The following is a 25,911-nucleotide window of genomic DNA, read 5'->3' as shown; positions in this document are numbered from 1 at the left end:
TATAGCAAAAAGAAAAGCCACAGCAATTGCTGTGGATTTGTTGTTTTGGAGGCAAGGAAGTTTGTTCTTTCTCGAACGTTATCGACTAACGATTCACCTGCTCAACAATCTCTCGTGTTAGTCGGGCAATTTCGTCCCACTCGCCATTGGTAACGAGCTTTTTGTCGACCATCCAAGTGCCACCACAAGCTAAAACTTGAGGCACCGCTAAGTAGCTATCGATGTTAGATGGCGTGATACCACCGGTAGGCATGAGTCGAATATCGCCGTATGGCCCAACTAAAGATTTCACCATGCTGATGCCACCCGATGCTTCAGCCGGGAAGAATTTGAGCGTTGTCAGTCCCATCTCTAATGCTGCTTCAACTGTGCTTGGGTTGTTTACGCCAGGAACAATATCGATGCCGATCTCTTGGCACGCTTTGACTGTATTTGGATTGAAACCTGGAGAAACCACGAATGTCGCGCCCGCTTCTTTAGCGGCGAGTGCTTGCTCGCCATTTAAGATGGTTCCTGCACCAATAAGCATGTCTGGCTGTGCTTGGCGAAGTAATCGAATCGCTTCAACAGCAGCATCTGAACGGAACGTAATCTCCGCTGCGGGCAGTCCATTTTCTGCTAACACTTTACCTAGTGGAATGATGTCTTCTGCGTTATCGATGGCAATAACAGGAATAACTTTGAGGGCTTGCAGTTGGTCGTTAATTGTAGACATAGTGTACTTCTTAATTCGTTGTGAAAAGTGTATCTGTGATGCTTTTAGGGATGATGGCTCCATGATGTTGGATGACCAATCTCGCCAGTGCATTACCTTGACGACAGGCTTGCTCAACAGAGCCGCCAGATAGATAGCAAGACAAGAATCCGCCATTGAATGAATCCCCTGCTGAGGTGCTATCAACCACGGTTTCTACTGGTGTGGTTTCAATTAGGCTTGGTGTATGGGCCGGAGATTCACTCACCAGACAACCTTCAGCACCGAGTTTAACAATGATGGTTTTTACGCCCAGTTTATGCAGTCGGTCAATGGCATCTTGAGGTGTTTGGTCGTCCCATAATTCCTGTTCATCATCAAAGGTAACCAAGGCGATATCAGTGGTTTGATAACCTAATCGATAACACTCTTTGGTCGCGCTTTCTGAATCCCATAACTTTGGTCGGTAATTGCTATCAAAAGCGATAGTGACGCCACGCGCTCTTAGGTTTTGGATAACCTCTAATAATTTGAGTTGATCGGCATGTGGCAATATCGCGAGTGAAATCCCGCTGAAAAAGATCATATTCACATCGTTCAATGCTTGGCAGATATCATCGAAACTAGGGTGTTGGACTAGATAGCGTGCAGCAGAGTTGTTGCGCCAATATAAGAAGGTTCTCTCGCCTTCGTCATCTAGCTGAATCAAATACAGGCCCGGAGAGCGTTTCTCGTCGATAAGTATAAGTTCTGTCGATATGCCTTCATCTTGCCAGCGTTCTCGCATTTGTTGGCTAATGGCGTCAGCACCAAGCGCAGTCACATAACTTGTACGTACTACAGGGTTGCCTGTCTGGTTAGCATAGCTAGTGGCACTTCGGTTCAAGTAAACCGCTGCGTTGAGCGTGTCTCCGCCATAGCTTTGTTGCATGGTGCCAAATGGCGCTCCATTCAGTTCAATCATGCATTCGCCGATAATCGCAATATGGCTCATAGTGTGGCCTTAAAAAAAGTGAGTTTGCTCGGTATCAAATAATGAAACGTGGCTACACAAGAGGTAACCACGTGAATCTTTTAACCAATGAATAGGGAAGGGAATTACTTGTTGTCTAGTTTTACGAACAACATAGTTAGAACGAAAGACAGTGCGAATACACCCACCACGCCCATCAGTGCTTGAATGAAGTTTTGCGTGCCGCCTGCAAGGTAAGCTGGCAAGCTGAATACAGAAGAAAGGATGTAGCTCGTTAAGTGCGTATCGATTGTTACCGAGATAGCACCGAATACACCTGCCGCTAAACTCGCTGTCATCATCGCTTTGGTGTATTTAGTGAGTACACCGAACAGAGCTGGTTCTGTGATACCTAGAATCGCAGTAACACTTGAGCCCATTGTGATTGAAGATTGCTCTTTAGAAACCGTCTTGCGCTGTTTATGCCAGATAGCCATAGTTGCACCCGCAATCGCCATGTTACCCAGACACATAATAGGCATCAGTAGATCCTTACCATACAGTGCGAAGTTGTTGAGGCTGATTGGCGTCATGCTGTGGTGAATACCAAACACAATCGTAATAGGTCGAGTAAGGCCAAACACAAAGCCCGTTAATGTCGGAGAGATCTCCAGCAATGAACTCATAACCCAACCAGCACCGTTACTTAGCCAGATACCTGCAGGACCAACAAAAGACAGTGTGATGGTTGAAGTTACCGTAAAGGCCAACAGTGGTGTAAATACAGGCTTCGCAGAAGACGGTACTAGACGGTCAACTAACGGAGTCACTTTCGATAGTAACCAGATTGCCAGAATCGCAGGAACGATCGCACCACCGTAGTTAAGCAGCTCAATAGGTACCACGCCAAGAACGGTCAGCTCTGGAGCCGCGCCTGCTTCTTTTAACATTGAGGCTTTATCGACAAGCAGTGGCGCTAGCATGGCAGAAGAGACAGCAAGTGCGATGTATTCATTTACTTTGAATACCTTAGCGGCAGAAAAAGAAACCAGCATAGGTAAGAAAAAGAACACAGCGACAGAAATTGAACGGAAGAAGTAAACCGTGTCTGAAGTTTCAGAGATAACATTGGTTGCAATAAGGCCAGACAACAGACCCATCAACATACCAGCGCCAGCGATTGCCGGTACAACCGGGCCAAAGATACCTGCGACAATGCGCATCACGCCTTGGAACAGCTTGCCTTTCTCTAGCTCATCGGCCGGAGTCGCGTCAGCTTGTTGAGTATTTGACAGCGCATTGAACCACTTTTCTACCTCAACCCCGATGATGACTTGGGTTTGGCCTTGTTGAAGTACCACTCCTTTCACATCAGCGATCTGCTTGATCGCTTCTTCGTCTACTAGCGACTCGTCTGCTAATTTGAATCGTAACCTTGTCATACAGTGCGTGATACTCACGATATTGTCTTCGCCACCAACAGCAGTGACTAATAACTGTATATTTTCTTTGAAATTTTTCTTTTTCGATGATGACTTAGAGTTATTCACAACGGCATCACTCTTTTCTACCATTTGCATACTACACCTGTTATTGGAATATATTTAACTCGAGAAATCATAACGACAACCAATTTAAATCCAACGGAGTAAAAAGAGATCTCAATCACATTTAAAATCCGAAAAATTAATTTTTCACCGTTTTTTGCCAATTGGTATGTTTTGTTTATCAAAAAAAAACACTTAACGTACCAATTATTTTAGGGCGAAAATTAGCGCTTGAAATGTGATTTTTAAAGCGGTTAGATAATAGGAGTTGACTTAAGTTTAGGTTATTTAATTGTGAAAGAAACTATTATATCTGACATCCATTGTATTATTACTAAACCAGACAGACACAACCTAATTACCGTTGTAGTTGAAACGAATGAAGGTGTGACTGGCTTTGGTTGTGCGACATTCCAACAACGACCACTTGCTGTAAAAACAATGGTCGATGAATATTTAAAACCGATTCTTATTGGAAAAAACGCTAATAATATTGAAGACTTATGGCAAATGATGATGGTTAACGCTTACTGGCGAAATGGACCTGTCATCAATAATGCGATTTCTGGTGTTGATATGGCACTGTGGGATATTAAAGCTAAGTTAGCAGGTATGCCTCTGCATCAATTGTTTGGTGGTAAGTCTCGTGATGCAATCCCTGTGTATACGCATGCGACAAGCGACACCATGGAAGGCATTTATGATTTAGTTGAAGGTTTCTTAGAGAAAGGTTACAAGCATATACGTTGTCAGCTGGGTTTCTATGGCGGTGTTCCAACCGATTTACATACCACTCAAAACCCGACTGAAGGTTCGTACTACGACCAAGATCAGTACATGGACAACACGCTAATCATGTTTAAGTCGCTGAGAGAGAAATATGGTAACCAATTCCATATCCTCCACGATGTGCATGAGCGTCTTTTCCCAAATCAAGCGATACAATTTGCGAAGGAAGTCGAGCAATACAAGCCGTACTTCATCGAGGATATTCTTCCGCCAAACCAAACGGAATGGCTAGACAATATTCGCAGCCAAAGCTCGGTATCATTAGGTTTAGGTGAGTTGTTTAATAATCCTGAAGAGTGGAAATCTCTGATCGCGAATCGTCGAATCGACTTCATCCGTTGCCATGTTTCACAAATCGGTGGTATTACGCCCGCTCTGAAACTTGGTCACTTATGTCAGAATTTCGGTGTTCGTATTGCATGGCACTGCCCGCCAGATATGACGCCAATAGGTGCTGCGGTCAACACGCATTTGAACGTGCATTTACACAATGCGGCGATTCAAGAGCATGTTGAATACAATGAGAATACACATAAGGTGTTCCCGAATGCGGCAGAGCCAATCAATGGTTACTTATACGCATCTGAAATCGCAGGTATTGGTGTCGAGATTGACCGAGAAGTCGCCGCGGAATTTCCTGTGATGTATCGCCCCCACGAGTGGACACAAAGTCGCCTTCCTGATGGCGCAATCCATACCCCTTAACTCGTGTTTTAATATCAAATGGTCGCTATAAGCGGCCATTTTTTATTAGTAATTAATCGTCTAGTTTATTTCACCTTGCTTAGCACTCTTTCATTTCCCTTCTTTTACAGCACATAGCTTACTCCCTTTTCAACATTATGTTCAGTACGTACCGTACTATTTTATTTAACAAGTATTCATTCTTAATTAAGGGTTAGACTGAATCATTCCAATATTTTTTCGTCTTGAACTTTTGATACTTAAGTTACATTTATCATCGGATTAAATTTAACCTTTATACACGTTCTAATAACAACGGTATTTTGAACGTAAATTTTGGTTTAGGCCTAATTGTATATAAATATAGATAAAGTTCCTTTCTATTTTGCCATCATTTTAATATAGAGAATATTTTTGAATTTAATGATTGGATTTATATTTAAGTTATTGAATTTAAATGAAATTTTAAAATATATAAAAGAGTGATTTAGGTCTGCAAATATAATGGTGTTGGATTGTGAGTGTTTTATTAATTAGTGAATATACCCCTAGAAATTGAGCTGAATACTGTCCATATATTTGAGCTTGGTTATCAATAAGTTGCTATGCAACGAATAACAATAAAACAATATTTATTATTAGGGTTTATATGAAAAGCACATTCAAACTATCTTTAGCTGCTGTTTTGGTTTCTTCTGCTATGGGGGCGCATGCTGGTATTGCGATCGTCGACACTGAAGAAGGAAACTTCTCTGTTGGTGGTGATGTTGAGTTGAACTTCAACTATCAAGATAGAGAGTCTAATGAGAACAATGATTCCGAGTTTAACCAAGATGGTCGAGTCTTGATTGAGTTTGCCGGAGAGAAGTACACGAGCAGTGGTCACTATGTCGGAGTGAAGGCGCAGCCTCTATTTGAAAGTACTGGCACAGTAGCACTTGATGATGCCTATTTTGAGTTTGGTAAAAAAGACAGCTGGTCAATAAAAGCCGGTCGATTTGAAGCTTATGACATGTTTCCGGTAGGTCTAGATGTTTTTCTTGAGTACTCGGGTGACACGTCAAACGAACTTTATACGGGGGGCAGCGCATATGTGTATCAAATGAAAGAGGCGCGCGGTCGAGGTTCTGATGGCCAGCTTATGTATAGCCAAAGTTTTGGTAATCTTTATGTTGAATTGGGGACAATGATTGGAGATCGCTCTGACTTATTCTCTGATAGCTATCACGGTGTAGAAGTAGACCACGATAACGCGAAAGACGCGTTCCTTGTTCGTCCTGTTGTCTCTTATAAGGTGGGAGATTTTACTGTTGCGGCGTCTATGGAAGCTAACTTAATCAGTGATGCGGTTGTCGATGTTCAGGGGAAAGATATTTCAGACCGCACTGGTTATGGTTTAACGGGTAACTGGTCTCATGGAGCTTGGAGCATTAATGCGAATGTTGCTTACCTTGATGCGGTAGATGAAACCAATGCGACAGCAGGTTTGAATGCGCTTTATAACAACTTCGGGATCGGCTACATCTACGGTGCCAACGAGTATGACTCAACTTGGGCAAAGGGTGATGTGCAGGTTAATACTGGCTACGCGTCTTATGAGTTCCAGAACGTACTTGAAGTACAAGACTTTTCGGTATTACTTGGTACGTATTACACCACCGTTGAAAATGAAACCAATAACACATCAGCTTTCTCGGAAGATGATGACTTCGGTGCTCGAGTTCGTCTCTACTACCAATTCTAAATAGAGTATCGAATCACTATCTACAACCCGCTAATGTGCGGGTTGTTTTTCATTCAACGAAAGATAGATTAGGCCTTAAGTGTAGAGAGGGAGCGCATCGCGTAAAGACAGAATTATTACTTCTTATCTCGGTAACTCATACTTTCACTGTTAAAAGGCGTGTGATACGTACATTGGTAATTAATGTCGATGATATCGCTGATGATAAACAGTTCGCCCGATGCTAAGAAACCTCGGTTGGTGATGTTCATCGCTGCCGCATTCTTTTTACAGCCAAGCAGTTCAGCATCTTCTTTAGAGACATTGATGGCTTGATAAGTCGTTAAATAGCTGTCGATCTGCAGCCCTTTTGATAAAGCGTGCTTTTGAATCGAGCTCTCTATGATCTCAGCATTCATTTCCGGAAATACGCTAACGGGTATTTTGGCTTCTTCGATTTGAACCACTTTATTGTTGATCAATCGAAGACGTCTAATCTTCCAAATATATTCGTTGTCGTTTAAGGAAAAAATCTGCTGCTCGTGATTGTCGGGTAATGCTTTGTTTAACTGAATCTTTTTATAAGAGATTTCTTCAAAGCTGTTCTCCGTGATCGAGTTGTACACGAGAGGAGTACCAATCAGAGCGGTGTTGACGAAGTAGCCCGAACCTACCTTAGATGTCACCATGCCAATCGCTTCTAGCTTTGCTAGTGCTTTTCGAATAGTAAATCGAGATAACCCATATATTTCAGAGAGTTCTCTTTCTGCTGGAAGCTTATGGCTGATACTGTTTTGACAGATTTTACTTACAATATCTTGAACAACTAATTCGTATTTTTTCATAGCTCGATAACGTTAAAGTGTATTCACTGTGGCTAAAGAATAGTGAACTAAATCAAGGATTCAGCACGCTCTGAATAGCTTGTAATTATAACATATAAGGCCATGTTAGGGATGGTAATTGAGAGGTGCAACGCACGTAATTGGAGTTACATAGATATAAAAAAGCACGCCACTATCGGCGTGCTTCATGTCTGTTTTGCTAGCTAGAAATTGACTCGGCTAACAAGCTACATCGTCAAGTTTTCATTTCTCAGTTTGGTTAGCGCTTTAAGGCGTTTTGTATACTCTTTTTGGAATTCGTCAGGGTCTGCGCCTTCTGACACTTGAGCATAAACTCGCATCTTGTTGCCGCCGTAGATCTTAGCAAGATCATCGTTGCTGTAACCGCGTTTCCAAAGTTCGTCTGTGATAGCAGCAAGGATCTTCGACAGTTCACCATTACCGGTAGCGCCTTTGTTGAACGCCTCAATCATGTAGCCGCCATCGTCGTACATTTTCGCGTTCTTGGTGGTGAAATCTACAACCACTTACAAGGCGATCAAAGAATCCTTAGTCATCGAGTTCGCGAAGCGGGTAATCTCGCAGCAATGCTATTCAATAGCTGATGTAGCGCTTCATTTAGGTTATGCCGACGCTTCGCAATTCATTAGGGCGTTTAAGCGAGTCTACGGGATCACACCTTATCAATGGCAAAAGGGTAGAAGAAAAATCAAGTAATAGGAATGATTGACGGTATCATTTGATCTCGCGTGAAGATATACTGACTCCCGTTCCATAAAGAGTGTGAGATTTTTAAGATGAGAAGAACAAGAGGCTTTACTCTAATTGAACTTGTCGTCGTCGTTGTTGTACTTGGAATTCTTTCTGTGATTGCGGCACCCAGGTTCTTAGGTCTTCAATCTGATGCTAGAGCTGCAGCATTAGAGGGCCTTAAAGCGTCAATGGAAGGTGCAGCTTCCATTGTTTATGGTAAGGCAGCAGTTGCAGGGGTTGAAAACCTTCCAGTGTCGGATGGTCAAAGTACCTTAGTGGAAGGTGTTGTGACGGACTACGGTTATCCCACAGCCTCAGAGACCGGTATTGGAACTGCGGTACAAGGGCTGATTGGTGACAATAGTGATTGGAAGCAACTTGGTTCTCATACAGAGTCAGTATTAAACGAAGTTATCGTCTATTCATTTTCCAATGCTGAAGAAAGCGAAACTTGTGTTGTTATTTATCGCTCGAATGCTTCTGCAGGCGCACCCACGATTATCTCCTCTGACGCTGATTTGTGTTAATGATTTAAGCTTACGAATACTGAAAAAGGCCATCTTTATGATGGTCTTTTTTGTGCCTGCTCGTCGACATATTGTGATTTCAGTCCTCATTTTGTAAAACAAGATTATGAACTTTAATATGCGGCATTTAATGTTTGTGTTGTTGCTATTTTATGTGACTAATTGAGGAGTAGGTTATGAGTTCTAATCAAATTAAAAATGTCGTGTTTGATGTGGGTAATGTGATTGTGCGTTGGTCGCCATTGGAAATTACTCAACTAACGTTCGGAAGTATCGCCGACCCTGAAGCGCGAGCGCGTTCGATTTTCCAAAGCTCGATCTGGTTGGATTTGAACAAAGGTTTTTTGACCGAAAATGAGGCTAAACTTCGCTATCAACAAGAACTCAACTTATCTCCATTAGAGTGCGATCGCCTGTTCTATTACGTTAAACAAACGCAGATCTTATTGCATGGTTCTGTCGATCTCATCGAGCGTGTAAAGCGTGTTGGTTATGGTGTGTATGCACTTACTGATAACGTGGTCGAGATTGTTGAATACCTAAAATCAACCTATGAATTTTGGCCGCTGTTTGATGGCGCGGCGGTATCCGCTGAGTTGGGTATGCTTAAACCCCAGCCTGAGATTTACCAAGCTCTGTTGTCTAATAATGGTCTTGAAGCTTCAGAAACCGTTTTCATTGATGATATGCCCTATAACGTTGAAGGGGCTAAGGCTGTAGGTATGGCTGGTATTCAGTTTATCGATGCAGTGCAGTGTAAAAATGGCTTACAAGCCCTGGGTGTCAATTTGAAACACTGACACTCATTCGAATCATGTCTTCGTTTGAGGATATAGAAAATGAAAAGATACCCATCTAAGTCAATCGTTACATTTTCGATTTTAGCAATATCGATACTGGTATTAATGGTGGCTGTTGCGCTTCAAATTCGTGGTGATCAAGCATGTGATGATTGCTATGAATCAGACAAAGGGCAGTTCAAGTATGTGCTTTACGATGGGACGTCGCCCTCCGTTATTCCAAGCATCCATAATACCTTATTGATTAACCGCACTTCCTTAATGAAAACGTTCGAGCTTGATTCTATGCCGCCAGTCACCGTTAGAGTGTGGCGAAATCAAAAGGCCTATTTAGACGAGCAAGAAAGAAGCATCGGGTATCGATATGCGTTCTCTACGGGGTATATCGAACCTAAGAGTAATGAGATTAGGTTGCTCTATTTTGGTGGTGAAATTCATAAAACCGCTCTACATGAGTTTGTACATTTGCTGACTCTGCAAGTGAATCCGAATTTTGCAAACAACCCACGGTGGTTGTGGGAAGCCATCGCTATCTATAAGTCTGAAGATTATTGGTTTCACATGAGTAACAGACATGCCATCAGCCGCCGTTTCGATGATCTGGCTCAGGACTTATACAACAAGCCGAACAGTAGCTCGGCGGTTTATGAGCTTGGCTATACGGTCGGTGAGTTTATTGAACGTTCATGGGGAGAAGAGGCGTTTATTAATCTCATTAAGAGCAATGGGGATCCCTCACAGCTTACCGAACAGCCAATAGAGTCGCTGTTTTATGATTGGGAAAAATTCGTCAAAACTACGTATTTGAGCGGCCCGAAAAGTGAGTATGAAAAAGCCATGGAACGAAGCCCATTCGATAGAAGAGACACGGTAAACTAATTAAAAAAGAGGTGATGTTTAATTAAAAACATCACCTCTTTTATTATTCATTTCTGGGTTGTCGATTCGTACTTATTCGCTATCGTCACTTGGCTGCTCAGTGTTCAAGTATCGAATCAACTTAGCTGGTGTGCCACCGTATAGACAATCTGGCGGTACGTCGCTGTTGACCACAGAGTTAGCCGCGATAACAGAGCGAGCACCAATCGTGACATCTTGGTTGATGACTGAGTTTCCGCCAATCCACACATCGTCTTCAACGATAATTGGAAAGCAGAAGGTTTCCCATTTACGACGACTGCGGTGATCCAGAGAGTGAGAAGCCGTGTAAAACTGCACGCTTGGCCCCACCAAAACATTGTTACCAATCTTGATGTTCGCGCCATCAAGCATCACCACGTTCATATTGATGAAGGTATCGTCACCAATTTCGATGGTTTTACCAAACTCACAATGGAAAGGAGGACGCACAACACTGCTGCCGATTTTGCCAAATAGAGTTGCTTGAAGGCTTGGCTGTTGAGTGTCGTCGGAACATTGATTGAAATCTGACAGAGCTTTACTGGTATGAGTGCGCATTTGGTCAATCTCATGATCGGCACCGTCAAAAACTTCGCCAGACAGCATTTTTTCGAGTTCTGTTTTCATTGTTTATATCTTCCGAATCAATATCGGTATTAGCATACGGATATACAGACATAAAAAAAGAGAAAAGCCTCAGCCTTTCTCTTCCTATTTTGTGCCTTTAAGCACTAATGCCAAGTGAACCTAGCAATTCAGCAGTAGGCGCACTTTGCCAAATTAGATTTGCTCAACGAAACCCATTAGGTGTTGTTTCACTTCATCTGAAGCAAATGCGCTCTCTACAGAGTACTTGTAGATTTCAGCGTAATCTTCTTTTGTTAGGCCGAATGTTTCACAAACACGCTTCACTTCGTTAGTCATGGTTGTGTTCGACACAGTGCGGTTGTCTGTGTTGATTGTTACAACGATGCCATCTTTTTTGAATTCAGCAATTGGGTGGTCGCTGAATTGGTGGATACATTTAGTTTGAACGTTACTTGTTGGGCAAGTCTCTAGTGCAACCTGCTTCTCTTTAACGATGTTGTACGCATCTTCGTTGCCTTGGATGTGAACACCGTGACCGATACGCTCAGCGTCTAGCATAGTGACTGCATCGTAAACGTTCTGACCATGCCATTGCTCACCAGCGTGAACTGTCACACGGTAGCCTTGTTCGATAGCATATTGCGTGTATTCAGGGAATTCAGCGCAGAAACCAGGCTTTTCACCACCGGCGATATCAAACGCAACAACACCTTTACCAAGGTAAGGTTTGCCTGCGTCGATTACGTCTTTGATAGAGTCTTTAGGGAACATTCGCAGTACAGACATGATGTAGTTGCCCTTGATGTCGTATTTCTCTTCAGCACGCTTCATGCCTTTTACTGCGCTTGCAATGATCGTATCAAGAGACAGACCTTTGTTTACGTGCAGGATTGGCGCAAAGCGAACTTCTAGGTACTTAACGTTTTCTAGTGCCGCGTCTTCGTAAAGCTCAAAAGAGATACGTTCAATTGCTTCTTCAGTCTGCATGACTTGCAGTGGCAGGCTGAAACAAGCTAGGTACTCATCTAGGTTTTTGCAATCTTCTGGCACAGTTAGAGATTGAACAACCGCATCGCGATCTTCAGGTAGTTCGATATTGTACTGTTTTGCTAGGTCAATAATCGTATCTGGGCGAACACTTCCGTCTAGGTGGCAGTGTAAATCAATCTTTGGTAGTGCTAGAAAATCCATGAGTATTCCTTAATTCTATTATTCTTTGAGCGTGTTAACTCACATGCGCTAAATTTACCAAGACCATGATATGATTTAAAGTGACAATTAATCATCATTAACCTGAATTTAGGGAATATCATGGTAGATGTTAAAAGCTTACTTAAATGCGATATGAATTTGCTGCTTTGCTTACACGTTCTGATTGAAGAGCGAAGCGTGAGTAAAACGGCAGAACGACTCTTTTTGAGCCAATCTGCGGTAAGTAAACAGCTCACTAAACTCAGAGCATTGTTTGATGATCCGCTGTTTGAGCGCGAATCCAAAGGGCTATTCCCAACCCCTAAAGCACTCGCATTAGCGCCTAAGATCCACCAAATCTTGCTGCAGATCGAAAAGCTGACTGTTCCCGAAGTTTTCGACCCTAAAGACAGTGAACGTACCTTCACTATAGACCTTGTCGAAACTGCCTACACGGCGATTTATCCGCACTTTATGCCGACAGCGCTAGCTGATGCGCCTCATATTACTATCAACAGTTCAACGTGGAGTAGCGACAGCTTTAAACGTTTATTAAAGCGCGAAGTCGATTTTGGCATTGGTATATTCGAGTTGGATGAACGTGCCTCTACTCACGTGCAGTGTATTCCTGATGAGTTGGATTACGTTGAGTTGTGCTTGGATTATTCGGTGTGTTTGATGCGGAATGACCACCCCGCGTTGCAAGAAGAGTGGAACCTCGACACCTTCTTGAAGTACCGACACATACAGTTGGTGACGGGCGGAGCTGGCGACTGGCTATTGATGGAAGTATTGAACTCCAAACAGCTTGAAATCAACAAAGCCGCTAACGTGTCAGACATCACCAGCGCTATTAAGCTGTGTAAGCAGAGCGATCTGTTGATGTGTTACCCATACAACTCGGTACGCGATTACATTGATAGCGGTGAGTTGGTGATGAAGCCCGTTCCGGTTGATTTAGTGCCAGGAGGCTTGTTCTTACTGTGGCATAAATATTTCGACTCAGAGCCGAGCCACAAATGGTTGCGTGATTTGATCATCGAACAGACTCGATAGTTGAGATGTTTCAGTCATATAAGCCCTTGAAATAAAGAGCAAACATAATTATTTGATAAAAAGTTTCACTTTGTTTCGTCTTTTGGGATTAAGCTTCGTCTTATTCCGGGTGCTATTTTTATTTGTAAGATGAGATATGACAATTCCACCGTTATCACAACAGATTATTGAAGATGCATGTGAGTGGGCGATCATGCACGGCGTTGCGTTCCGCCAGTCAGACAATACCGCTAGGCATTGCCCTTTCAGTATTGCGCCAATGACAATGGAACGTGAGGTTTATGAACACCTGCGCCGCGTGACTCCGCTTATCACTAAGCTGATCAGCAACGTATCGGAAGATCATGATTTTTTGCAGTCCTCATTGAGTGATATGGCGCAAGCCGATCCATTTTTCGGTCGCTTGATGGCACTTCATCAACAAGCTCATGGCAGTGCGGATGAACGTTTGAATCCAGCTCGTCAGCCATTGCTATTGATGCGAACCGATTTTATGGACGATCGCCAGCATGGCGCAAAAGTCATTGAATTCAATGGTATTGCGGCAGGCATGGCGCCTTTTGGTCAACGCGCAACAGAATTCCACTCGTACATGCAAAACCAATGGTCAGAAACGTACAAGAACTGGCTAGAAGATCAGTCGGCAACACCTGCAGAGAACCAAGGTTTAACCCAGCTAGCTTATGGTATTGCAACGACCGCAAGACAAGTTAAAGCGGGCTTCAATGAGCAAGGCAAACCAGTTTTCTTGATGGTGGTGCAGAAGAACGAAGACAACGTGTATGACCAACATCTACTTGAAGTCGAGCTACAAAAGCAGGGTGTTCGTACGGTTCGCCGTACCTTCGAACAATTGAGCTCTCAGCTTTCTACGGGTGATAACCAACGTCTATTGCTGCAAGATATAGGCGCAGTCGATGTTGTGTATCTAAGAGCGGGTTATCAGTATTCAGACTATTGGGCGCCCGAGCTTAATGAATCCGTTTGTTGCCATACGCTAAGTCAGACGCGTTTGTTCATCGAACAACACCATGTCGCTGTGAATGCCACCTTCAGCCAGCAGCTTGCGACCAGTAAAACCATGCAAATGCTGCTGACCATGATGCCTGCATCAGAATACGCACGCTGGGGTTTAACGCTAGAAGAAGCGGAATTGGTGAAGAGTGTTTTAGCTGACATGAAGCCAATCACCAGTGAGTCGATTGAATGGTTTAACACGCAAGCGAACAAGCAAGAGTGGGTGCTAAAAAACCAAGGCGAGGGCGGTGGCCACTGTGTATTCGGTGATGATATCAGCGAGCAACTGAGCCAACTTAAGCCAGAAGAGTACGACGCATGGGCATTGATGCAGCGCTTGTACCCACATGAACGTGACGTACCGACTATTGCAGTTCGTGACACACAACAAACACTCGTCACAGATCTAGTCAGCGAAGTCGGCCTATTCACCGCTTACTATCAAGGCAAGCCAGTGACCGAGCTGGACGGCTACGCAGGTTATTTGATCCGCAGTAAGCCAGCCAGCGAAAACGAAGGCGGGATCCACAGCGGCAAAGGCATTCTAGATTCGTTGGTGTTGATTGATTAACTTAATATCTCTAAATAAAAACCAGAACCCAAGTTCTGGTTTTTTTGTATCTGAGCTAAGTGAAATCAAAGAGTTTGGATAACAACAATCACGCCCCTAACTTGGTAAAAGCCAGTGGCGTTTGTCCGGTTTGCTGTTTGAAAAAGGCGATAAACGCGCTGTTGGATGAGAACTCTAACTGGTGCGCCACATCGCCGACTTGTCGGTTCTCTGAGAGCAATTCAATCGCTTTAAACAAGCGCCACTGTTGTCGCCATTCTTGATAGGTCATGCCTGTTTCGGCTTTGAACAATCGAGTAATCGTTTTGGTGCTTGCGCCAACAGAGTTCGCTAATGTCGATAATGCAGGGGCGAGAAAAGAGGCGGTTCGAACTTGCTTGCAAAAGCTTTTAAAGCGGCGATCTGTCGGTAGCGGCAAGATGAACGAATGCTGATTGGCGCTGTAAAACTCTTCCCAGAATAGGTTGGCGGTGTTGGTGGTTTGCTCTGGTGCGATGTTCCAATCCCAAAAGGCCATCTTATTGATCAGCGCTTTCAAAAGATCATTCACTTCCACAATCTCAATGGCCTCTGGGCAGGTGTAAATGCTGCTATCAAAATAGAGCGAGCGATAGGCAACAACATTGGTCATCTGCGCTCGATGCTTGGTATAGGGCGGGATCCACACGGCTTTGGTCGGCGGTAAAATGCAAAGGGCGTTTTCTAAGGTCAAGGTGATACAGCCTTGCGGAGCATACAGAAGTTGCCCCTTAACGTGATGATGTATGCCCGAGTCATGTTTGCCTAGCTCTGCGGCAATGCCAATTACAGGCGCGGGTAAGCTGTCTGCATCAAACTCGATAGTCTCACTAATTAGTGCCATTTGTCCCAATCTTGTTGTTTTTGGTTTTAATGTTGTTAACGAGTCAAGGTTAGTTTCCCCTAGACTTCCCGTCAAGTTCACTGGTCTTGGAAAAATGATGAAAACAAAACCTTCTTTATGGCAAATGGTGCTGCTGTTGATGTTCCCTCAAATCGCAGAAACCATCTATAGCCCGACTCTGGATTCAATATCGAAATCCTTTGATGTCAGTTACACACAAGCTGCTCAAACTCTATCGATTTACTTCTCTGCATTTGCGGTGGGTGTGGTGGTATGGGGCGTGTTAGCGGATAAATGGGGACGTCGTCCCACCATGTTATTGGGGATGGGACTATTCGCCTGTTCTGCACTTATTGCCATGCAAACCGACAGTTTTACGTGGTTGATGATAGCAAGAGCGATGGGTGCTTTTGGACTTGCAGTTGGCTCTGTAGTCACTCAAACCATGCTTCGAGATGCTTTTAGCGGAACAGAGCTAGCCAAGGTGTTTGGTTACATGGGTATGGGGTTGTCGATTAGCCCAATCATCGGGTTGCTACTTGGTGGTCAATTAAGCCAAGCGGGTGGACATCAATATGTGTTTATTGCCTTATTTATTATGGTACTAGCGTTGCTGTTACATAGCTTATGGTCGCTGCCTGAAACACAACAATCTAAGCAGCCGTTACAATTAAAATCACTCAGTCTTCATATGATCAAAGACGGCGGTATTTGGGTCTCGGCACTACTTGTTGCGTCGTTCAACATTGCGTTGTTTTCGTATTACCAACTGGGTTCATTCACCTTCTTACAGCTTGGATTCAGCATCGAGCAGTTTGGTTATAGTGGCGTGGTGCTTGGATTCGGAACCTTGTTGGGAAGCTTGGTTAACAAAGCACTATTGAAGCGACAAGTATCATCTATCTCTTTGATTAGCTTAGCGGCAGGGCTTCAAACATTAGGTGCGGTGGGTGTGTATTTTTCACAACACACGATCTGGTTCTTGCTTCCGATGATGCTGGTGGTTATGGCGTTTGGAATCGCGATTCCTAATGTATTGAGCCGTGCCTTGGTAAGCTATCAATCTCAAGCAGGAAGTGCAGGCGCACTGTTTGGTTTGATGTATTACACCTTGATTGGTTCAGGGCTTGCTTTAGCGGGAATGATTCAAGATCTAGGTGTGGTGCTAGTACTTTGTGGCGCGTTATCTGTGTTGGTGACGATACGTAGTCGAATCTAGCTTAAACGATAAGTCTCTCATCTATATTTATAAATTCCGCATTCTATTTGGTGCGGAATTTTTCATTTTATTGATTCGTAAATTAGGATGTTGACATGGGTAGAGTGATCGTTCTACCCTGTAAGTAGAACAATCATTCTACCCTTTGTCGGGTATTGAGAGAGCACTATGTTGAGAGAACAGATTGCAGCAAGCCTTGAAGTAGCGTTCAGCCAACAAGGTTTTGCTGAGCCGAGCGTTGCACAGCTGAAAACCGCGTGCGGCGTAAGCCTAAGAACCCTGTATAAACACTTCCCTTCAAAAGAAGCGATGATTGTTGGTGCATTGGAATACCGACACCAACGCTATCTCGATTTCTTATTGGAGGCGTCGCCAGAGGCTGGATTGGAATCTGTCACTCATATCTTCAACAAGCTCCAACAATGGTTAGAAGAGTATGCGCCGCATGGGTGCATGTCGATGAATGCGATCGCTGCGTTCCCAGATAATGAGCTTATTAACCAAGCCGTTACGCAGCATAAAGAACAAGTTCGTTTGCTTATAGGCAAGCAGAGCCTGCGAGATGATCTCGCGACACCACTGTTTTTACTTCATGAAGGCGTATCAAGCGCGTGGCCAGTATTAGGCGAAGAAGCGGTGGCATCAACACAGAATATGGTTACAAAATTACTCGAGGAAACACGATGAAATTCGAACTACCAAAGACAATGAAAGGCGTAGAGATGTTGGGTCACGGCGGAGCAGAAATGCTTGGCTACCGCGAAGATATCGCGGTTCCTCAAATCGAACCTAATGAAGTGCTGATCAAAGTAATGGCAGCAGGCGTTAACAATACCGATATCAACACACGAATCGGTTGGTACTCAAAAAGTGACGATTCAGACGACGCAAGCTGGTCGGGTGAAGCGCTAAAGTTCCCTCGTATCCAAGGTGCTGACGTGTGTGGTTTCATCGTGGCAGTCGGTAATGAAGTCTCTGCTGATCGTATTGGTGAACGTGTTCTTATCGAACCTTGTGTAACAGAAGTGTACGGACGAGATCTGCCACAACCATGGTATTTCGGTTCTGAGTGCGATGGTGGTTTTGCTGAATACACAAAAGTCGCAGCGAAGCACGCTTATGCGGTGAACAGCTCTATGTCGGATGTTGAGCTAGCGTCTTTCCCATGTTCTTACTCGACGGCAGAGAACATGCTGACTCGCGCGAATGTGGTTGAAGGGGATCGCGTGCTTATCTCTGGCGCATCGGGCGGTGTGGGTTCGGCAGCGATTCAATTGGCGAAAGCGCGCGGTGCTTACGTGATTGCAATTACTAGCCCAAGCAAGAACCAACAGTTACTTGAATTAGGTGCTGATGAGGTGGTTGCTCGTGATGCTGATTTGGTGGAAGCATTAGGTGCAAGCAGTATGCATGTGGTTATCGATTTGGTTGCCGGTGACAAGTGGCCAGAGTTTCTTGACATTCTAAAACCGCATGGCCGTTATGCTGTATCAGGGGCGATTGGTGGTGCGATGGTCGAGCTTGATGTTCGTACTCTGTACCTGAAAGACCTTAGCTTTTTCGGTTGCACGGTTTTAGAGCCACAAGTGTTCCAAAACTTGGTTAATCGCATTGAGAAGCAGCAGATCGGCGCGATTGTCGCGGAGTCTTTCCCATTGGCTGATATCCATACTGCACAAGATGAGTTCTTGAAGAAAAAGCACGTAGGCAAGATTGTACTAGAAGTAGCAGAGCGCTAGTTTTAGTCAGCGTCACTATTTAGATTATGGAAGAGCGAGCAAGCTTTATTTGCTCGCTCTTTTTGTTTCTGGCGAATACTGGGGGCTTTGCCTAACAAATCGTTGAGTAACAGATCCTATACAGCTGAAAGGTTAATGATTCATTTATCACTGTATGGTTTATGAGTTGCCTGTGCGATAATCACCGTCGTTATATATCCCGATCTATGTTGTATTCATCTAGGAGCCATATTGATGTTTAAAAGGGTATTACAGGTACTATTTTCCCCTTTCGTTGCTAATCAAAGTAAGCAAAGTCATTCTTCAAAAAGTGTCTCCCAACAAGCTATCTCTCAACAAAGGACCTCTGAGCCGGAAAATGTTAAAGCAGACCAAGTCACGCCTTGCACTTCAATCTTTGTTCCGCCGTCGTCTGCTCAGCCATCATCATTAATTGTCGATAAAACGATAAGCCTTCACGATGGTGAGTTTCTTGATTATCTGTTTGGGGAATCACGCCTAAGAACAGAGTCAGATCCGTTTAGCGACTTTGTGGCTTGCCAAATCGAACGCTTGATTCGTTCTCCGAAAGCGTTGCTTAATGAGCTGCCCGTTATGCCTGCCTCTGTCACGACATTAATGGGTGAACTACAGAGCGACGAGTTTGATGTCGAGGCACTGTTAAGGGTGATTGAGCGTGAGCCAAGCATGGCAGCCGATGTGATTAAACTGGCTAACAGCGCCTTCTATAAGCGTAGTGAAAAACAAGTTACCGACTTGAAGACCGCATTCCTAAACATGGGCTCACAAGGGCTAATTGAAGGAGTGGTGAATTCTTACATGAAGAACTTTACGCCGGGCAATAACATCTACTGGCGCCATTTCGGTGAGAAAATTTGGAATCACAGCATCCAAACCGCGTCTTTTTCTAAGGAGCTGATGAAAGAGTCACAAGCTCAAGAAGACCAAGCCACAGCCTACTTTGTTGGGCTGATTCGTAACCTAGGTAAGATGATCATCTTCCAAATGATGGTAGAAGCTTTTAAACATGTAGACCCTTCAGTTCCGCCGAATTCGTTAGCATTGAAGCGTTTGATGAATAGCTACTCTATTCGTTTGACCTACACCATTGCCAAGTTTTGGGAAATGCCCGAATCGGTGCTGACGGTGATCGGATACCAAGAATCGAGCCGATACCAATGCACACCGCTTGGCCAAGCCGTGTTTGAGGCTAACTACCTAAGTGAGTTGAAATACTTATTGGAAGAGCAGGCGATTGATACTAAGCAGTTTAAAACGCGATGCAAAGAAACGCTGATGTCACCTGCGGCATTCAAAGTGGCTAACCGCATCTATAAAGAGTCTGGATTAGCATTGGTGGGATAAGCTGAAGACTTAGAGCTTCGTACTCTAGGATCTGAGGATTAGTCGTTTTAATTCTGGGTACTGTTTTTAGCGGTAGATTGTAAATGGTCTTACGAATCAGTAAGACCATTTTTGTTTTTGGCTGACTGTATTTAGTTTGAATTGATCGCAACAGCGGTTTAGGGGATTTCAGCCAGTTCCTGCTTTAAGCTATCAATTTTGCGCAGTTCTTTGTCTATCTTATGTTGGTACTTTTGGATCTTATCGGCTTTGTCGTCTTGTTTGGCTTCTTCTAAGTCGGCTCTGTATTCGGCCAAATCTTCCTCATTGGATTCGATTTTTTCACGGAGGTCGGCTTTCAAACCTTCATTGGTGCAGTTCTCTTTCGCAGCTTTAAGTGCGGTGGTCAATCGCTCGACTTTGTATTGATTGTCGTACTGTTCCGCTTTCTTGATTTGGTATTCGATCTCGCAGAATTTCTTCTCACAGCCTGTGATCGCGTCGCATTCAGTGCTTGCCATACTGTTAAATGAAAATGCACAGAGAAACAGTATTGAGCCTTTTAGATGTCGATTCATGATTTACCTTCTAATGGGTCTATTGAATTTGAGCCGAGTTTCAACCGTAATCTAGCACTCCCGTTGTTTGCTATTGGCAGAGGAGTGTTAAAGATAAGTCTTTGTGCCTAATGATTTATCTCTATCAAGGAGTGGTTCAGATATGACTAATCCATACCTTTTCGAGATCGCACCAACCGAAACCATTCACCTGTGCACCCTGTATCTTTTCTGATACTTCCAAGTTAAATGCCTCCTGTTTGAGCTCAACCACAACCCCGGTTTCATCTAACCTGCGTCTAAGTTCTAACAGCATATTCATCGCTCGGTCGAAATCTGGCTCGTGTCGAATTGAGATTATCCCTTGTTCAATCGTGTTTAGCTTCTCTGTGGCTGGAGATAAGTCCTCAAAAGGGAAACGAGTAAAGAAGCTCAACCATGAGGAGAAGGTGTCGTTTTCATCAATAATGCTGCACAGTGCGATGTCTTTGGTCGCCGTGTAGTGTCCATATTCGATATTGGTTTTTTGATCGCCAGATACTGATAATTGCTCGAAAAGCGCTTGGCATTCAGAGGTGTCCTCAACAGTGAACTCACGAGTGGTTGTCGACAACTTTGGGTTTTGAATCTTAAAGAAGGTTGACCCGCAATTCTGTAGAACTGAATCGTTCGCTCCACTCACCGTGACCGTTTTCTCTGGCATTTTGACGCACACTTGGTTTTGCGCACATGTCTTAGTTTGTGACCATTCAGGATAAACCCAAAGCTCGACTCGATTGAGAATAGGTGCGCTGTGTGAATAGGCACTGTTACGGTTTAACCTCAACATCTTGCTTGAGAAAATCTCCAACGCGAAAGCACCTGAGCCAATTAGCTTATCTTTTGATGTGTGCTCAAATATCGAAGCTTCAGCTCTAGCAAGTAACCGAGGCAAATGCCAATCAGGCTCACTCAGAGTCACTTTGAGCACATCACCAGTGACAGCCGACACTTCAACAATATGTTGATAGCAACTTCGCCAGAGTTTGCTCTTAGAAAGTGAGTCGAGACAACGTACTATGTCTTGGACTTCAAGCGTTCGACCGTTATGGAATTGAACACCATTACGAACTTGGAAATGCCAAACGGTAGCATCTTCATTAGGTTGCCACTGATAAGCTAAGTCACCAGTCAGCTTCCCTTGTTGAATTAGGGTGAGGCGTTGGCAAATTTGCATCACTAAGAAACGTTCAGTACGCCTTAGCACACGCTGAGGGTGGAGTGTCTCCAGTTCTCGGTGAAAGGGAATGTACGCGACATTCTGTGTTGAATGATTGTTGCTGTTTAGAAAGGCTTGCAACTCAGCGCCAGCGTTGCGGCCATTGAAGCTTAAGGTGTTAAACACCTGCTCAATATTGCCTGAATCTGCTTGGCTTTGGGCGTATTGGTAACACGCTTCCATCGGTTCAATCAAACACGTAAGCTGCGCCTTTTTGTTGCGCCCCGAACTGGCTTGCCATTCAATCCAGCCTTGCGCTGTCATTGCTTTTAATAGAGTTTGAACGTGACGCTCACTCACATGCAGTAATGCTGCCAATTGGCTGACTTGGCAGCGTGATACTCCAGGCCCAAAAGCCTGAAATATCTTTTCGTACAGTTCAAGCTTGCGCTTAAGGTTGCCCAATTCGAAGTCCTAAACGTTAGGTTGAGTTAAATGTTGGTAGCCAGCATCAATGAGTGCTTTTTCCATGGTATCCAGTACCTGGGCACTTACCTTTGAGCTTAGAATATCAGACTGCGTTTTTCCCTCTAGCACCAGCTGTGAGAAGTGTTCGATTTGATATTCGAACCCATTGCCTTGAATTGGGTGCTCGATGATAAAGGTTTCATTCTGGTATTCGACCTCGATGTAGGCTGGGTTCCACCATTTTTCTTGAATCGTGATGGTGGTATCTGGGCCAGTTAATCGAGCTGCGCGTGGAAGGTCGCGCACTGTCGATGCCGAGATGGTGGCGTTGATCTCGCCGGAAAACTGAAAGCAGGAGTCGGTATCAACGTTCGAACCCTCATAAAGGCTCGACATATCTACTGTAGGGCTAGATGGTTTAACTCCAAGCGTGCGGCATAAATCGTAGAAAAACCACAGCCCGTAGACGCCAACATCGAGCGTTGCCCCACCTGCCAAGTCCGGGTTGAAGATAAACAGTTTAGGATCGTAGTTGTGATGGTTACCAAAGCTGGCTTCTATCGAATCAATCTTAATCTTGTTGTTGGCTAAGAATGACGTGAGCTCACGATAAGCAGGGAACACGACGGTCTTCATCGCTTCTAGCAGCATCACACCGTTTTGTTCGGCAAGAGTTTTCATCTCTAGCCAATCACCAAGGTTGGTGAAAGCAGGCTTTTCTACCAGAACGTGCTTTTTATGGCTTAGAAACAGTTCAGCTAAAGGCTTGTGATAAGGATGAACCGTGGCGATGTACACCGCTTCAACGTCTGGGTCTTGCGCCATGGCTTCATAAGACCCATAAGCCTTGTCGCAACCAAATTCATCAGCAAACACAGAGGCTCTTGAGTGATCTCGTGCTGACACTGCGTAGAGTTCGCCGTATGAGCAGTGCTCGGTGAGTGCGGTCGCAAAGCGGTTAGCGATGTTACCTAGTCCAGCTATACCCCATTTGATCTTGTGTTGCGTGTTGCTCATTACTTACTCCAAATCTTTGCTTTGTAATAAGTGTACTTAGAGTTGCCCAATACAAATAGAGAACAGATTTCTCAACCTGTTCTCTATTTTTAATAAGCTTGCTTTAGCCGTGCATGACTAGTCTTATATCGAGCGCTTCCAATCAGCTAAAGCCTGAATGTGTTTTGGCCCAATGCCGCAGCAACCACCGACAATATTGGCACCCAATGCGTGCCAACGTTTTGCATAAGCTAAGTAGCCTTGACCATCTAACTCACGCATCTCTTGAAGCATGTCGTTAGCTTCATGTTCGCTGCTGATCGGCGCGAAGTTGTTTGCGTAGACACCGATGTCTAGGTCGCAGCCTAACTCATCAATTACTTGTTTAGCATCGATGATGGCTTGGTTCATCACTTCCGGTACCGAGCAATTAAACATAATTCCTTTCGCGTTTGATTGGCAGGCCAATTTGATGGCGTCTGTTACGCTCTCACCAGAACGAATGCTGACAGAGTCAACCTTGGTGTCTTCTAAGCTAAAAGCGTAGTAACACGGCTTATCGGACTGCTTAAGTACCGCATGAATGGATTCGAATTCTTGCAGGCTACAGATGGTTTCCGCGATCCAAAGATCGATGTTTGGATCTTGCGCATCGTAAAGCGTTTGAATGATTGGCGCTGCTTCTTCAACCTTGAACAAGTCTGGTCGGTAACTGCCAAATGGCGGTGGAATCGCGCCCGCAACTTTCACTGTGTTAGGGGCATTGTCAGCAACAGCCTTAGCCAGTTCGCCAGAAAGCTTTGCTAGCTCAAAGCCTCGTTGCTCGAACAGCTCTTCACCCAGGTGAAAGGGAACACACGCATAGCTGTTTGTTATCAGGATTTCAGCGCCTGCATCGATAAAATTTTGATGCGCTTGGCTAACAAATTCTGGCGCTTCGATTAGCGCTTGAGCACTCCAAAGAGGCTGTGAGAATGGCGCGCCAATTTCTTTGAGTTCTCGACCCATGCCGCCATCAAGTATGGTTAGTGTTTTCATATTTAATACTATCTAAACAATTGCTGAAGTTCTGCCGCCACCATATCAGACAACCTTGTTAGACAGAAGCCACCAATACACTGTGTTATCGAGAAAAGGTGTCGGACTGTTTTGGAGATAGCCTAAGCATAATTTAGATCACTCTTATCCAATAATATGTACCACCACACGTATCAATATCTATACGCATGAGTAGCATATTTGCTATTTTACTCAGTGGTTTAGAGTGAGTTACCGACTTATGAAGTATGACGGTACCATTTTGGTCTACTGCATGAAGGCTAAAGTGGTTTTTAGCTAGGTTGATACCGCAGAAATAAGAATAATCAGACATGGTGCCTCCGATGGATTTAAGTATCACATCAATGTGGAGGATCTTCGGTAGGGTGAACCCATGTCATTCGTTATGTGTAATCATTGGAAACAGAGAAAATGATGCTTTCAAAGTCGTTAGAAGAATCTCTTAAAAAAGATGATCTTAGAAATTTGGCGGTAAATCTTGCCGAAGTTGGTATAGATGCAATTTTAGATAACGGAGTACTAAGAGACATACCGGTTCTTTCTAGTCTTGTAGGTGGTATCAATGCGATTGGTAGCGTGCGTGATGCTCTGTTTACGAAAAAGCTTATATCATTCCTTTCTGAGTTGTCTGATATTCCAGTAGAACAGCGCCGAAGTATGATTGATTCAATTGATAACTCGGATGACTATAAAGTAAAAGTTGGAGAGAAGCTTATCTATATCATAGAGAAAGCAGAAGACCACTATACGAGTAAAGTCATTGCAATATTCTTCTCTGAGTTTCTTGTCGGAGAAATTACATACAATCAATTTTTAAAAATCAGTCGAATTATCGATAGTATGTTTATTGGTGATTTTTTAGAGTTTGCTAGTGAGTCGTCAGACCCGATTGATTTTAATTCTGAAAATACATTTATTAACACTGGTTTAGTCGATGTATATTTTGAACCTGTGGTAGTTAAAGATAGCGATTGTTACGAGGACTGTGAGAAATACGAAACGAGTGGAGGTGCGAGCCTGTACATCACTTCTATCGGTGAGATTGTAAGGTTGGTACTCAAGGGAAAAAATTACACATAACAAGAAATTCAAGTAGATTCTCAATGCTTAGCGTTAGTTGCCCAGAGGAAGTAATCAATCCATAGGGAACTTCTGTTTCTGGTGGAGCACGCGCATAATTCGGATAATGTCGCCTTCGATCCAATAGGAGACGATCATCGAAACCTCAGGAATTATCAGTAATCGTCCACGAATACCGCCTCTCTGTACACCCATTAGAGGCTGCTCAAGCAAGTTTTCTACTTTTGTTTCAATGAGGTTGTCTGCGTTCTCTGCCGCATCAGGGTTGAAGTCATAGATAAACTCAAAGATCCTTTCACGATCATTGAGTGAATCTTCTTCCCATAAAATCATTGCTTACCTCGATTACGGATTCTGGCTTTGCGTTCTTCCATTCGAGATTTAGCAGTTTGGTGTTCAACGAAAACGGATTTTCCTGAGTCAAACTTCTCAAATGCTAGGTTTACTTGTTCAGTTAGCCATGCATCGTGAGATAATGTTTGTCTTTGTTGCTCAGCGAGTTGCTCAGTAAGCTCACGGCAAGCCCCACTCAGTGTACGACCTTGGCTCTCAGCCATCTGTTGAGCTAGGCGTTTTGTTTCTTCATTAACACGAAATTGAATTCTAGTGTCCATGATGTATTCCTTTATTAGTGTGTGTACAAATGTTAGCACTAGCCTCTGAGATGGGCAACTAACAAGCGACTATGACACCATTAACTAAATTTTGGTGCTGTTTTCATCTTACATAGTCACATATGTCATCAACCATTG

General features: G+C 43.9%; 26 protein-coding genes and 2 pseudogenes. 13 read left to right on the top strand and 15 right to left on the bottom strand.

All coding sequences use genetic code 11. The features are described from left to right. Positions 1–85: 85 nt before the first annotated feature. The 3 genes from FLM53_RS23755 to FLM53_RS23745 form a co-directional block, all read right to left on the bottom strand. A complete protein-coding gene (locus FLM53_RS23755) occupies positions 86–715 on the bottom strand; it encodes a bifunctional 4-hydroxy-2-oxoglutarate aldolase/2-dehydro-3-deoxy-phosphogluconate aldolase (protein ID WP_176679130.1) in 630 nt (209 codons plus the stop codon). A 10-nt stretch (positions 716–725) separates the two neighbouring features. Next, positions 726–1,688 (bottom strand): sugar kinase, encoded by a 963-nt coding sequence (locus tag FLM53_RS23750; protein WP_176679131.1) that lies wholly within the window; start codon positions 1,686–1,688, stop codon positions 726–728. A gap of 104 nt (positions 1,689–1,792) precedes the next feature. Further along, the gene (locus tag FLM53_RS23745; RefSeq protein WP_176679132.1) at positions 1,793–3,226 is read right to left on the bottom strand and encodes a PTS transporter subunit EIIC; all 1,434 of its coding nucleotides are present in this window, start codon (positions 3,224–3,226) and stop codon (positions 1,793–1,795) included. 261 nt (positions 3,227–3,487) lie between these two features. Here FLM53_RS23745 and FLM53_RS23740 point away from each other — a divergent pair, with 261 nt between their 5' ends. Beyond that, positions 3,488–4,687, top strand: coding sequence for an enolase C-terminal domain-like protein (locus tag FLM53_RS23740; protein ID WP_176679133.1), 1,200 nt, complete (start codon positions 3,488–3,490; stop codon positions 4,685–4,687). 628 nt (positions 4,688–5,315) lie between these two features. Further along, positions 5,316–6,410 carry a carbohydrate porin gene (locus FLM53_RS23735; RefSeq protein ID WP_176679134.1) on the top strand — a complete coding sequence of 365 codons (1,095 nt, stop codon included), beginning with the start codon at positions 5,316–5,318 and terminating at the stop codon, positions 6,408–6,410. A gap of 116 nt (positions 6,411–6,526) precedes the next feature. On the opposite strand, the gene FLM53_RS23730 is transcribed toward FLM53_RS23735, so the two are convergent. Then, positions 6,527–7,234 carry a GntR family transcriptional regulator gene (locus tag FLM53_RS23730; protein WP_176679135.1) on the bottom strand — a complete coding sequence of 236 codons (708 nt, stop codon included), beginning with the start codon at positions 7,232–7,234 and terminating at the stop codon, positions 6,527–6,529. Positions 7,235–7,461: 227 nt separating this feature from the next. Further along, positions 7,462–7,761, bottom strand: a pseudogene (locus FLM53_RS23725) (dipeptidase); the annotation flags it as partial. Here FLM53_RS23725 and FLM53_RS23720 point away from each other — a divergent pair. From FLM53_RS23720 to FLM53_RS23705, 4 genes are all read left to right on the top strand, one after another. Then, complete coding sequence (locus FLM53_RS23720) at positions 7,742–7,951, top strand: AraC family transcriptional regulator (RefSeq protein ID WP_306293730.1); 210 nt, start codon at positions 7,742–7,744, stop codon at positions 7,949–7,951. The pseudogene FLM53_RS23725 and the gene FLM53_RS23720 overlap by 20 nt on opposite strands. An 80-nt stretch (positions 7,952–8,031) precedes the next feature. Further along, entirely contained in the window at positions 8,032–8,514 is a 483-nt protein-coding gene (locus tag FLM53_RS23715; RefSeq protein ID WP_176679136.1) for a type II secretion system protein, read from the top strand. 176 nt (positions 8,515–8,690) lie between these two features. Next, the gene (locus FLM53_RS23710) at positions 8,691–9,314 is read left to right on the top strand and encodes an HAD family phosphatase (RefSeq protein WP_176679137.1); all 624 of its coding nucleotides are present in this window, start codon (positions 8,691–8,693) and stop codon (positions 9,312–9,314) included. Between the two features lie 39 nt (positions 9,315–9,353). Then, the gene (locus tag FLM53_RS23705) at positions 9,354–10,193 is read left to right on the top strand and encodes a hypothetical protein (protein WP_176679138.1); all 840 of its coding nucleotides are present in this window, start codon (positions 9,354–9,356) and stop codon (positions 10,191–10,193) included. A 72-nt stretch (positions 10,194–10,265) separates the two neighbouring features. Here the strand turns inward: FLM53_RS23705 and FLM53_RS23700 are convergent, their stop codons facing one another. Then, entirely contained in the window at positions 10,266–10,841 is a 576-nt protein-coding gene (locus FLM53_RS23700; RefSeq protein ID WP_176679139.1) for a sugar O-acetyltransferase, read from the bottom strand. Between the two features lie 153 nt (positions 10,842–10,994). Continuing rightward, complete coding sequence (gene add, locus FLM53_RS23695) at positions 10,995–11,993, bottom strand: adenosine deaminase (RefSeq protein ID WP_017631457.1); 999 nt, start codon at positions 11,991–11,993, stop codon at positions 10,995–10,997. Between the two features lie 120 nt (positions 11,994–12,113). Here add and FLM53_RS23690 point away from each other — a divergent pair, with 120 nt between their 5' ends. Next, positions 12,114–13,049 carry a LysR substrate-binding domain-containing protein gene (locus tag FLM53_RS23690; RefSeq protein ID WP_017098499.1) on the top strand — a complete coding sequence of 312 codons (936 nt, stop codon included), beginning with the start codon at positions 12,114–12,116 and terminating at the stop codon, positions 13,047–13,049. 136 nt (positions 13,050–13,185) lie between these two features. Next, positions 13,186–14,637 (top strand): glutathione synthase, encoded by a 1,452-nt coding sequence (locus FLM53_RS23685; protein WP_176679140.1) that lies wholly within the window; start codon positions 13,186–13,188, stop codon positions 14,635–14,637. Between the two features lie 88 nt (positions 14,638–14,725). Here FLM53_RS23685 and FLM53_RS23680 read toward each other — a convergent pair whose 3' ends face one another. After that, positions 14,726–15,499, bottom strand: a complete 774-nt coding sequence (locus FLM53_RS23680; RefSeq protein WP_176679141.1) for a helix-turn-helix domain-containing protein — start codon at positions 15,497–15,499, stop codon at positions 14,726–14,728. A gap of 97 nt (positions 15,500–15,596) precedes the next feature. Here FLM53_RS23680 and FLM53_RS23675 point away from each other — a divergent pair, with 97 nt between their 5' ends. The 4 genes from FLM53_RS23675 to FLM53_RS23660 all read left to right on the top strand — a co-directional run bounded on the left by FLM53_RS23675 (position 15,597) and on the right by FLM53_RS23660 (position 19,822). Continuing rightward, positions 15,597–16,718, top strand: coding sequence for a multidrug effflux MFS transporter (locus tag FLM53_RS23675; RefSeq protein ID WP_176679142.1), 1,122 nt, complete (start codon positions 15,597–15,599; stop codon positions 16,716–16,718). Between the two features lie 168 nt (positions 16,719–16,886). Then, the gene (locus tag FLM53_RS23670; RefSeq protein WP_176679143.1) at positions 16,887–17,405 is read left to right on the top strand and encodes a TetR/AcrR family transcriptional regulator; all 519 of its coding nucleotides are present in this window, start codon (positions 16,887–16,889) and stop codon (positions 17,403–17,405) included. After that, complete coding sequence (locus tag FLM53_RS23665) at positions 17,402–18,457, top strand: alcohol dehydrogenase family protein (protein ID WP_176679144.1); 1,056 nt, start codon at positions 17,402–17,404, stop codon at positions 18,455–18,457. The genes FLM53_RS23670 and FLM53_RS23665 overlap by 4 nt, the downstream gene beginning before the upstream one ends. A 234-nt stretch (positions 18,458–18,691) precedes the next feature. Then, entirely contained in the window at positions 18,692–19,822 is a 1,131-nt protein-coding gene (locus FLM53_RS23660) for an HDOD domain-containing protein (RefSeq protein ID WP_176679145.1), read from the top strand. Between the two features lie 158 nt (positions 19,823–19,980). Here the strand turns inward: FLM53_RS23660 and FLM53_RS23655 are convergent, their stop codons facing one another. The 5 genes and pseudogenes from FLM53_RS23655 to FLM53_RS23635 all read right to left on the bottom strand — a co-directional run. After that, the gene (locus FLM53_RS23655) at positions 19,981–20,379 is read right to left on the bottom strand and encodes a DUF1090 domain-containing protein (protein WP_176679146.1); all 399 of its coding nucleotides are present in this window, start codon (positions 20,377–20,379) and stop codon (positions 19,981–19,983) included. A gap of 136 nt (positions 20,380–20,515) precedes the next feature. Next, positions 20,516–22,021: an SgrR family transcriptional regulator gene (locus tag FLM53_RS23650; protein WP_176679147.1), complete on the bottom strand. Its 1,506-nt coding sequence runs from the start codon at positions 22,019–22,021 to the stop codon at positions 20,516–20,518. A 9-nt stretch (positions 22,022–22,030) separates the two neighbouring features. Further along, a complete protein-coding gene (locus FLM53_RS23645) occupies positions 22,031–23,041 on the bottom strand; it encodes a Gfo/Idh/MocA family protein (RefSeq protein WP_176679148.1) in 1,011 nt (336 codons plus the stop codon). A 123-nt stretch (positions 23,042–23,164) separates the two neighbouring features. Beyond that, positions 23,165–24,058: a homocysteine S-methyltransferase family protein gene (locus FLM53_RS23640; protein WP_176679149.1), complete on the bottom strand. Its 894-nt coding sequence runs from the start codon at positions 24,056–24,058 to the stop codon at positions 23,165–23,167. Between the two features lie 136 nt (positions 24,059–24,194). Further along, positions 24,195–24,392 (bottom strand): annotated as a pseudogene (locus FLM53_RS23635) (IS110 family transposase); the annotation flags it as partial. Between the two features lie 98 nt (positions 24,393–24,490). Between FLM53_RS23635 and FLM53_RS23630 the strand changes: the two are divergent. After that, a complete protein-coding gene (locus tag FLM53_RS23630) occupies positions 24,491–25,159 on the top strand; it encodes a hypothetical protein (protein WP_178992136.1) in 669 nt (222 codons plus the stop codon). Positions 25,160–25,213: 54 nt separating this feature from the next. On the opposite strand, the gene FLM53_RS23625 is transcribed toward FLM53_RS23630, so the two are convergent. Beyond that, positions 25,214–25,492: a type II toxin-antitoxin system RelE/ParE family toxin gene (locus FLM53_RS23625; RefSeq protein ID WP_176679151.1), complete on the bottom strand. Its 279-nt coding sequence runs from the start codon at positions 25,490–25,492 to the stop codon at positions 25,214–25,216. After that, positions 25,489–25,773 carry a damage-inducible protein J gene (locus tag FLM53_RS23620; RefSeq protein WP_176679152.1) on the bottom strand — a complete coding sequence of 95 codons (285 nt, stop codon included), beginning with the start codon at positions 25,771–25,773 and terminating at the stop codon, positions 25,489–25,491. The genes FLM53_RS23625 and FLM53_RS23620 overlap by 4 nt, the downstream gene beginning before the upstream one ends. Positions 25,774–25,911 lie beyond the last annotated feature (138 nt).

The organism is Vibrio sp. Scap24, assembly GCF_013394185.1.
Classification (GTDB): domain Bacteria; phylum Pseudomonadota; class Gammaproteobacteria; order Enterobacterales; family Vibrionaceae; genus Vibrio; species Vibrio pomeroyi.
Note: the sequence above shows the minus strand (reverse complement) of the source record. Positions and strands in the feature narration are given on the sequence as shown.

Excerpts from the sequence above, each read along its gene's own strand:
- FLM53_RS23755 (WP_176679130.1), bottom strand. The coding sequence starts at position 715 with ATGTCTACAATTAACGACCAACTGCAAGCCCTCAAAGTTATTCCTGTT.
- FLM53_RS23750 (WP_176679131.1), bottom strand. The coding sequence starts at position 1,688 with ATGAGCCATATTGCGATTATCGGCGAATGCATGATTGAACTGAATGGA.
- FLM53_RS23745 (WP_176679132.1), bottom strand. The coding sequence starts at position 3,226 with ATGCAAATGGTAGAAAAGAGTGATGCCGTTGTGAATAACTCTAAGTCA.
- FLM53_RS23735 (WP_176679134.1), top strand. The coding sequence starts at position 5,316 with ATGAAAAGCACATTCAAACTATCTTTAGCTGCTGTTTTGGTTTCTTCT.
- FLM53_RS23730 (WP_176679135.1), bottom strand. The coding sequence starts at position 7,234 with ATGAAAAAATACGAATTAGTTGTTCAAGATATTGTAAGTAAAATCTGT.
- FLM53_RS23715 (WP_176679136.1), top strand. The coding sequence starts at position 8,032 with ATGAGAAGAACAAGAGGCTTTACTCTAATTGAACTTGTCGTCGTCGTT.
- FLM53_RS23710 (WP_176679137.1), top strand. The coding sequence starts at position 8,691 with ATGAGTTCTAATCAAATTAAAAATGTCGTGTTTGATGTGGGTAATGTG.
- FLM53_RS23705 (WP_176679138.1), top strand. The coding sequence starts at position 9,354 with ATGAAAAGATACCCATCTAAGTCAATCGTTACATTTTCGATTTTAGCA.
- FLM53_RS23700 (WP_176679139.1), bottom strand. The coding sequence starts at position 10,841 with ATGAAAACAGAACTCGAAAAAATGCTGTCTGGCGAAGTTTTTGACGGT.
- add (WP_017631457.1), bottom strand. The coding sequence starts at position 11,993 with ATGGATTTTCTAGCACTACCAAAGATTGATTTACACTGCCACCTAGAC.
- FLM53_RS23690 (WP_017098499.1), top strand. The coding sequence starts at position 12,114 with ATGGTAGATGTTAAAAGCTTACTTAAATGCGATATGAATTTGCTGCTT.
- FLM53_RS23685 (WP_176679140.1), top strand. The coding sequence starts at position 13,186 with ATGACAATTCCACCGTTATCACAACAGATTATTGAAGATGCATGTGAG.
- FLM53_RS23680 (WP_176679141.1), bottom strand. The coding sequence starts at position 15,499 with ATGGCACTAATTAGTGAGACTATCGAGTTTGATGCAGACAGCTTACCC.
- FLM53_RS23675 (WP_176679142.1), top strand. The coding sequence starts at position 15,597 with ATGAAAACAAAACCTTCTTTATGGCAAATGGTGCTGCTGTTGATGTTC.
- FLM53_RS23670 (WP_176679143.1), top strand. The coding sequence starts at position 16,887 with ATGTTGAGAGAACAGATTGCAGCAAGCCTTGAAGTAGCGTTCAGCCAA.
- FLM53_RS23665 (WP_176679144.1), top strand. The coding sequence starts at position 17,402 with ATGAAATTCGAACTACCAAAGACAATGAAAGGCGTAGAGATGTTGGGT.
- FLM53_RS23660 (WP_176679145.1), top strand. The coding sequence starts at position 18,692 with ATGTTTAAAAGGGTATTACAGGTACTATTTTCCCCTTTCGTTGCTAAT.
- FLM53_RS23655 (WP_176679146.1), bottom strand. The coding sequence starts at position 20,379 with ATGAATCGACATCTAAAAGGCTCAATACTGTTTCTCTGTGCATTTTCA.
- FLM53_RS23645 (WP_176679148.1), bottom strand. The coding sequence starts at position 23,041 with ATGAGCAACACGCAACACAAGATCAAATGGGGTATAGCTGGACTAGGT.
- FLM53_RS23640 (WP_176679149.1), bottom strand. The coding sequence starts at position 24,058 with ATGAAAACACTAACCATACTTGATGGCGGCATGGGTCGAGAACTCAAA.
- FLM53_RS23630 (WP_178992136.1), top strand. The coding sequence starts at position 24,491 with ATGATGCTTTCAAAGTCGTTAGAAGAATCTCTTAAAAAAGATGATCTT.
- FLM53_RS23625 (WP_176679151.1), bottom strand. The coding sequence starts at position 25,492 with ATGATTTTATGGGAAGAAGATTCACTCAATGATCGTGAAAGGATCTTT.
- FLM53_RS23620 (WP_176679152.1), bottom strand. The coding sequence starts at position 25,773 with ATGGACACTAGAATTCAATTTCGTGTTAATGAAGAAACAAAACGCCTA.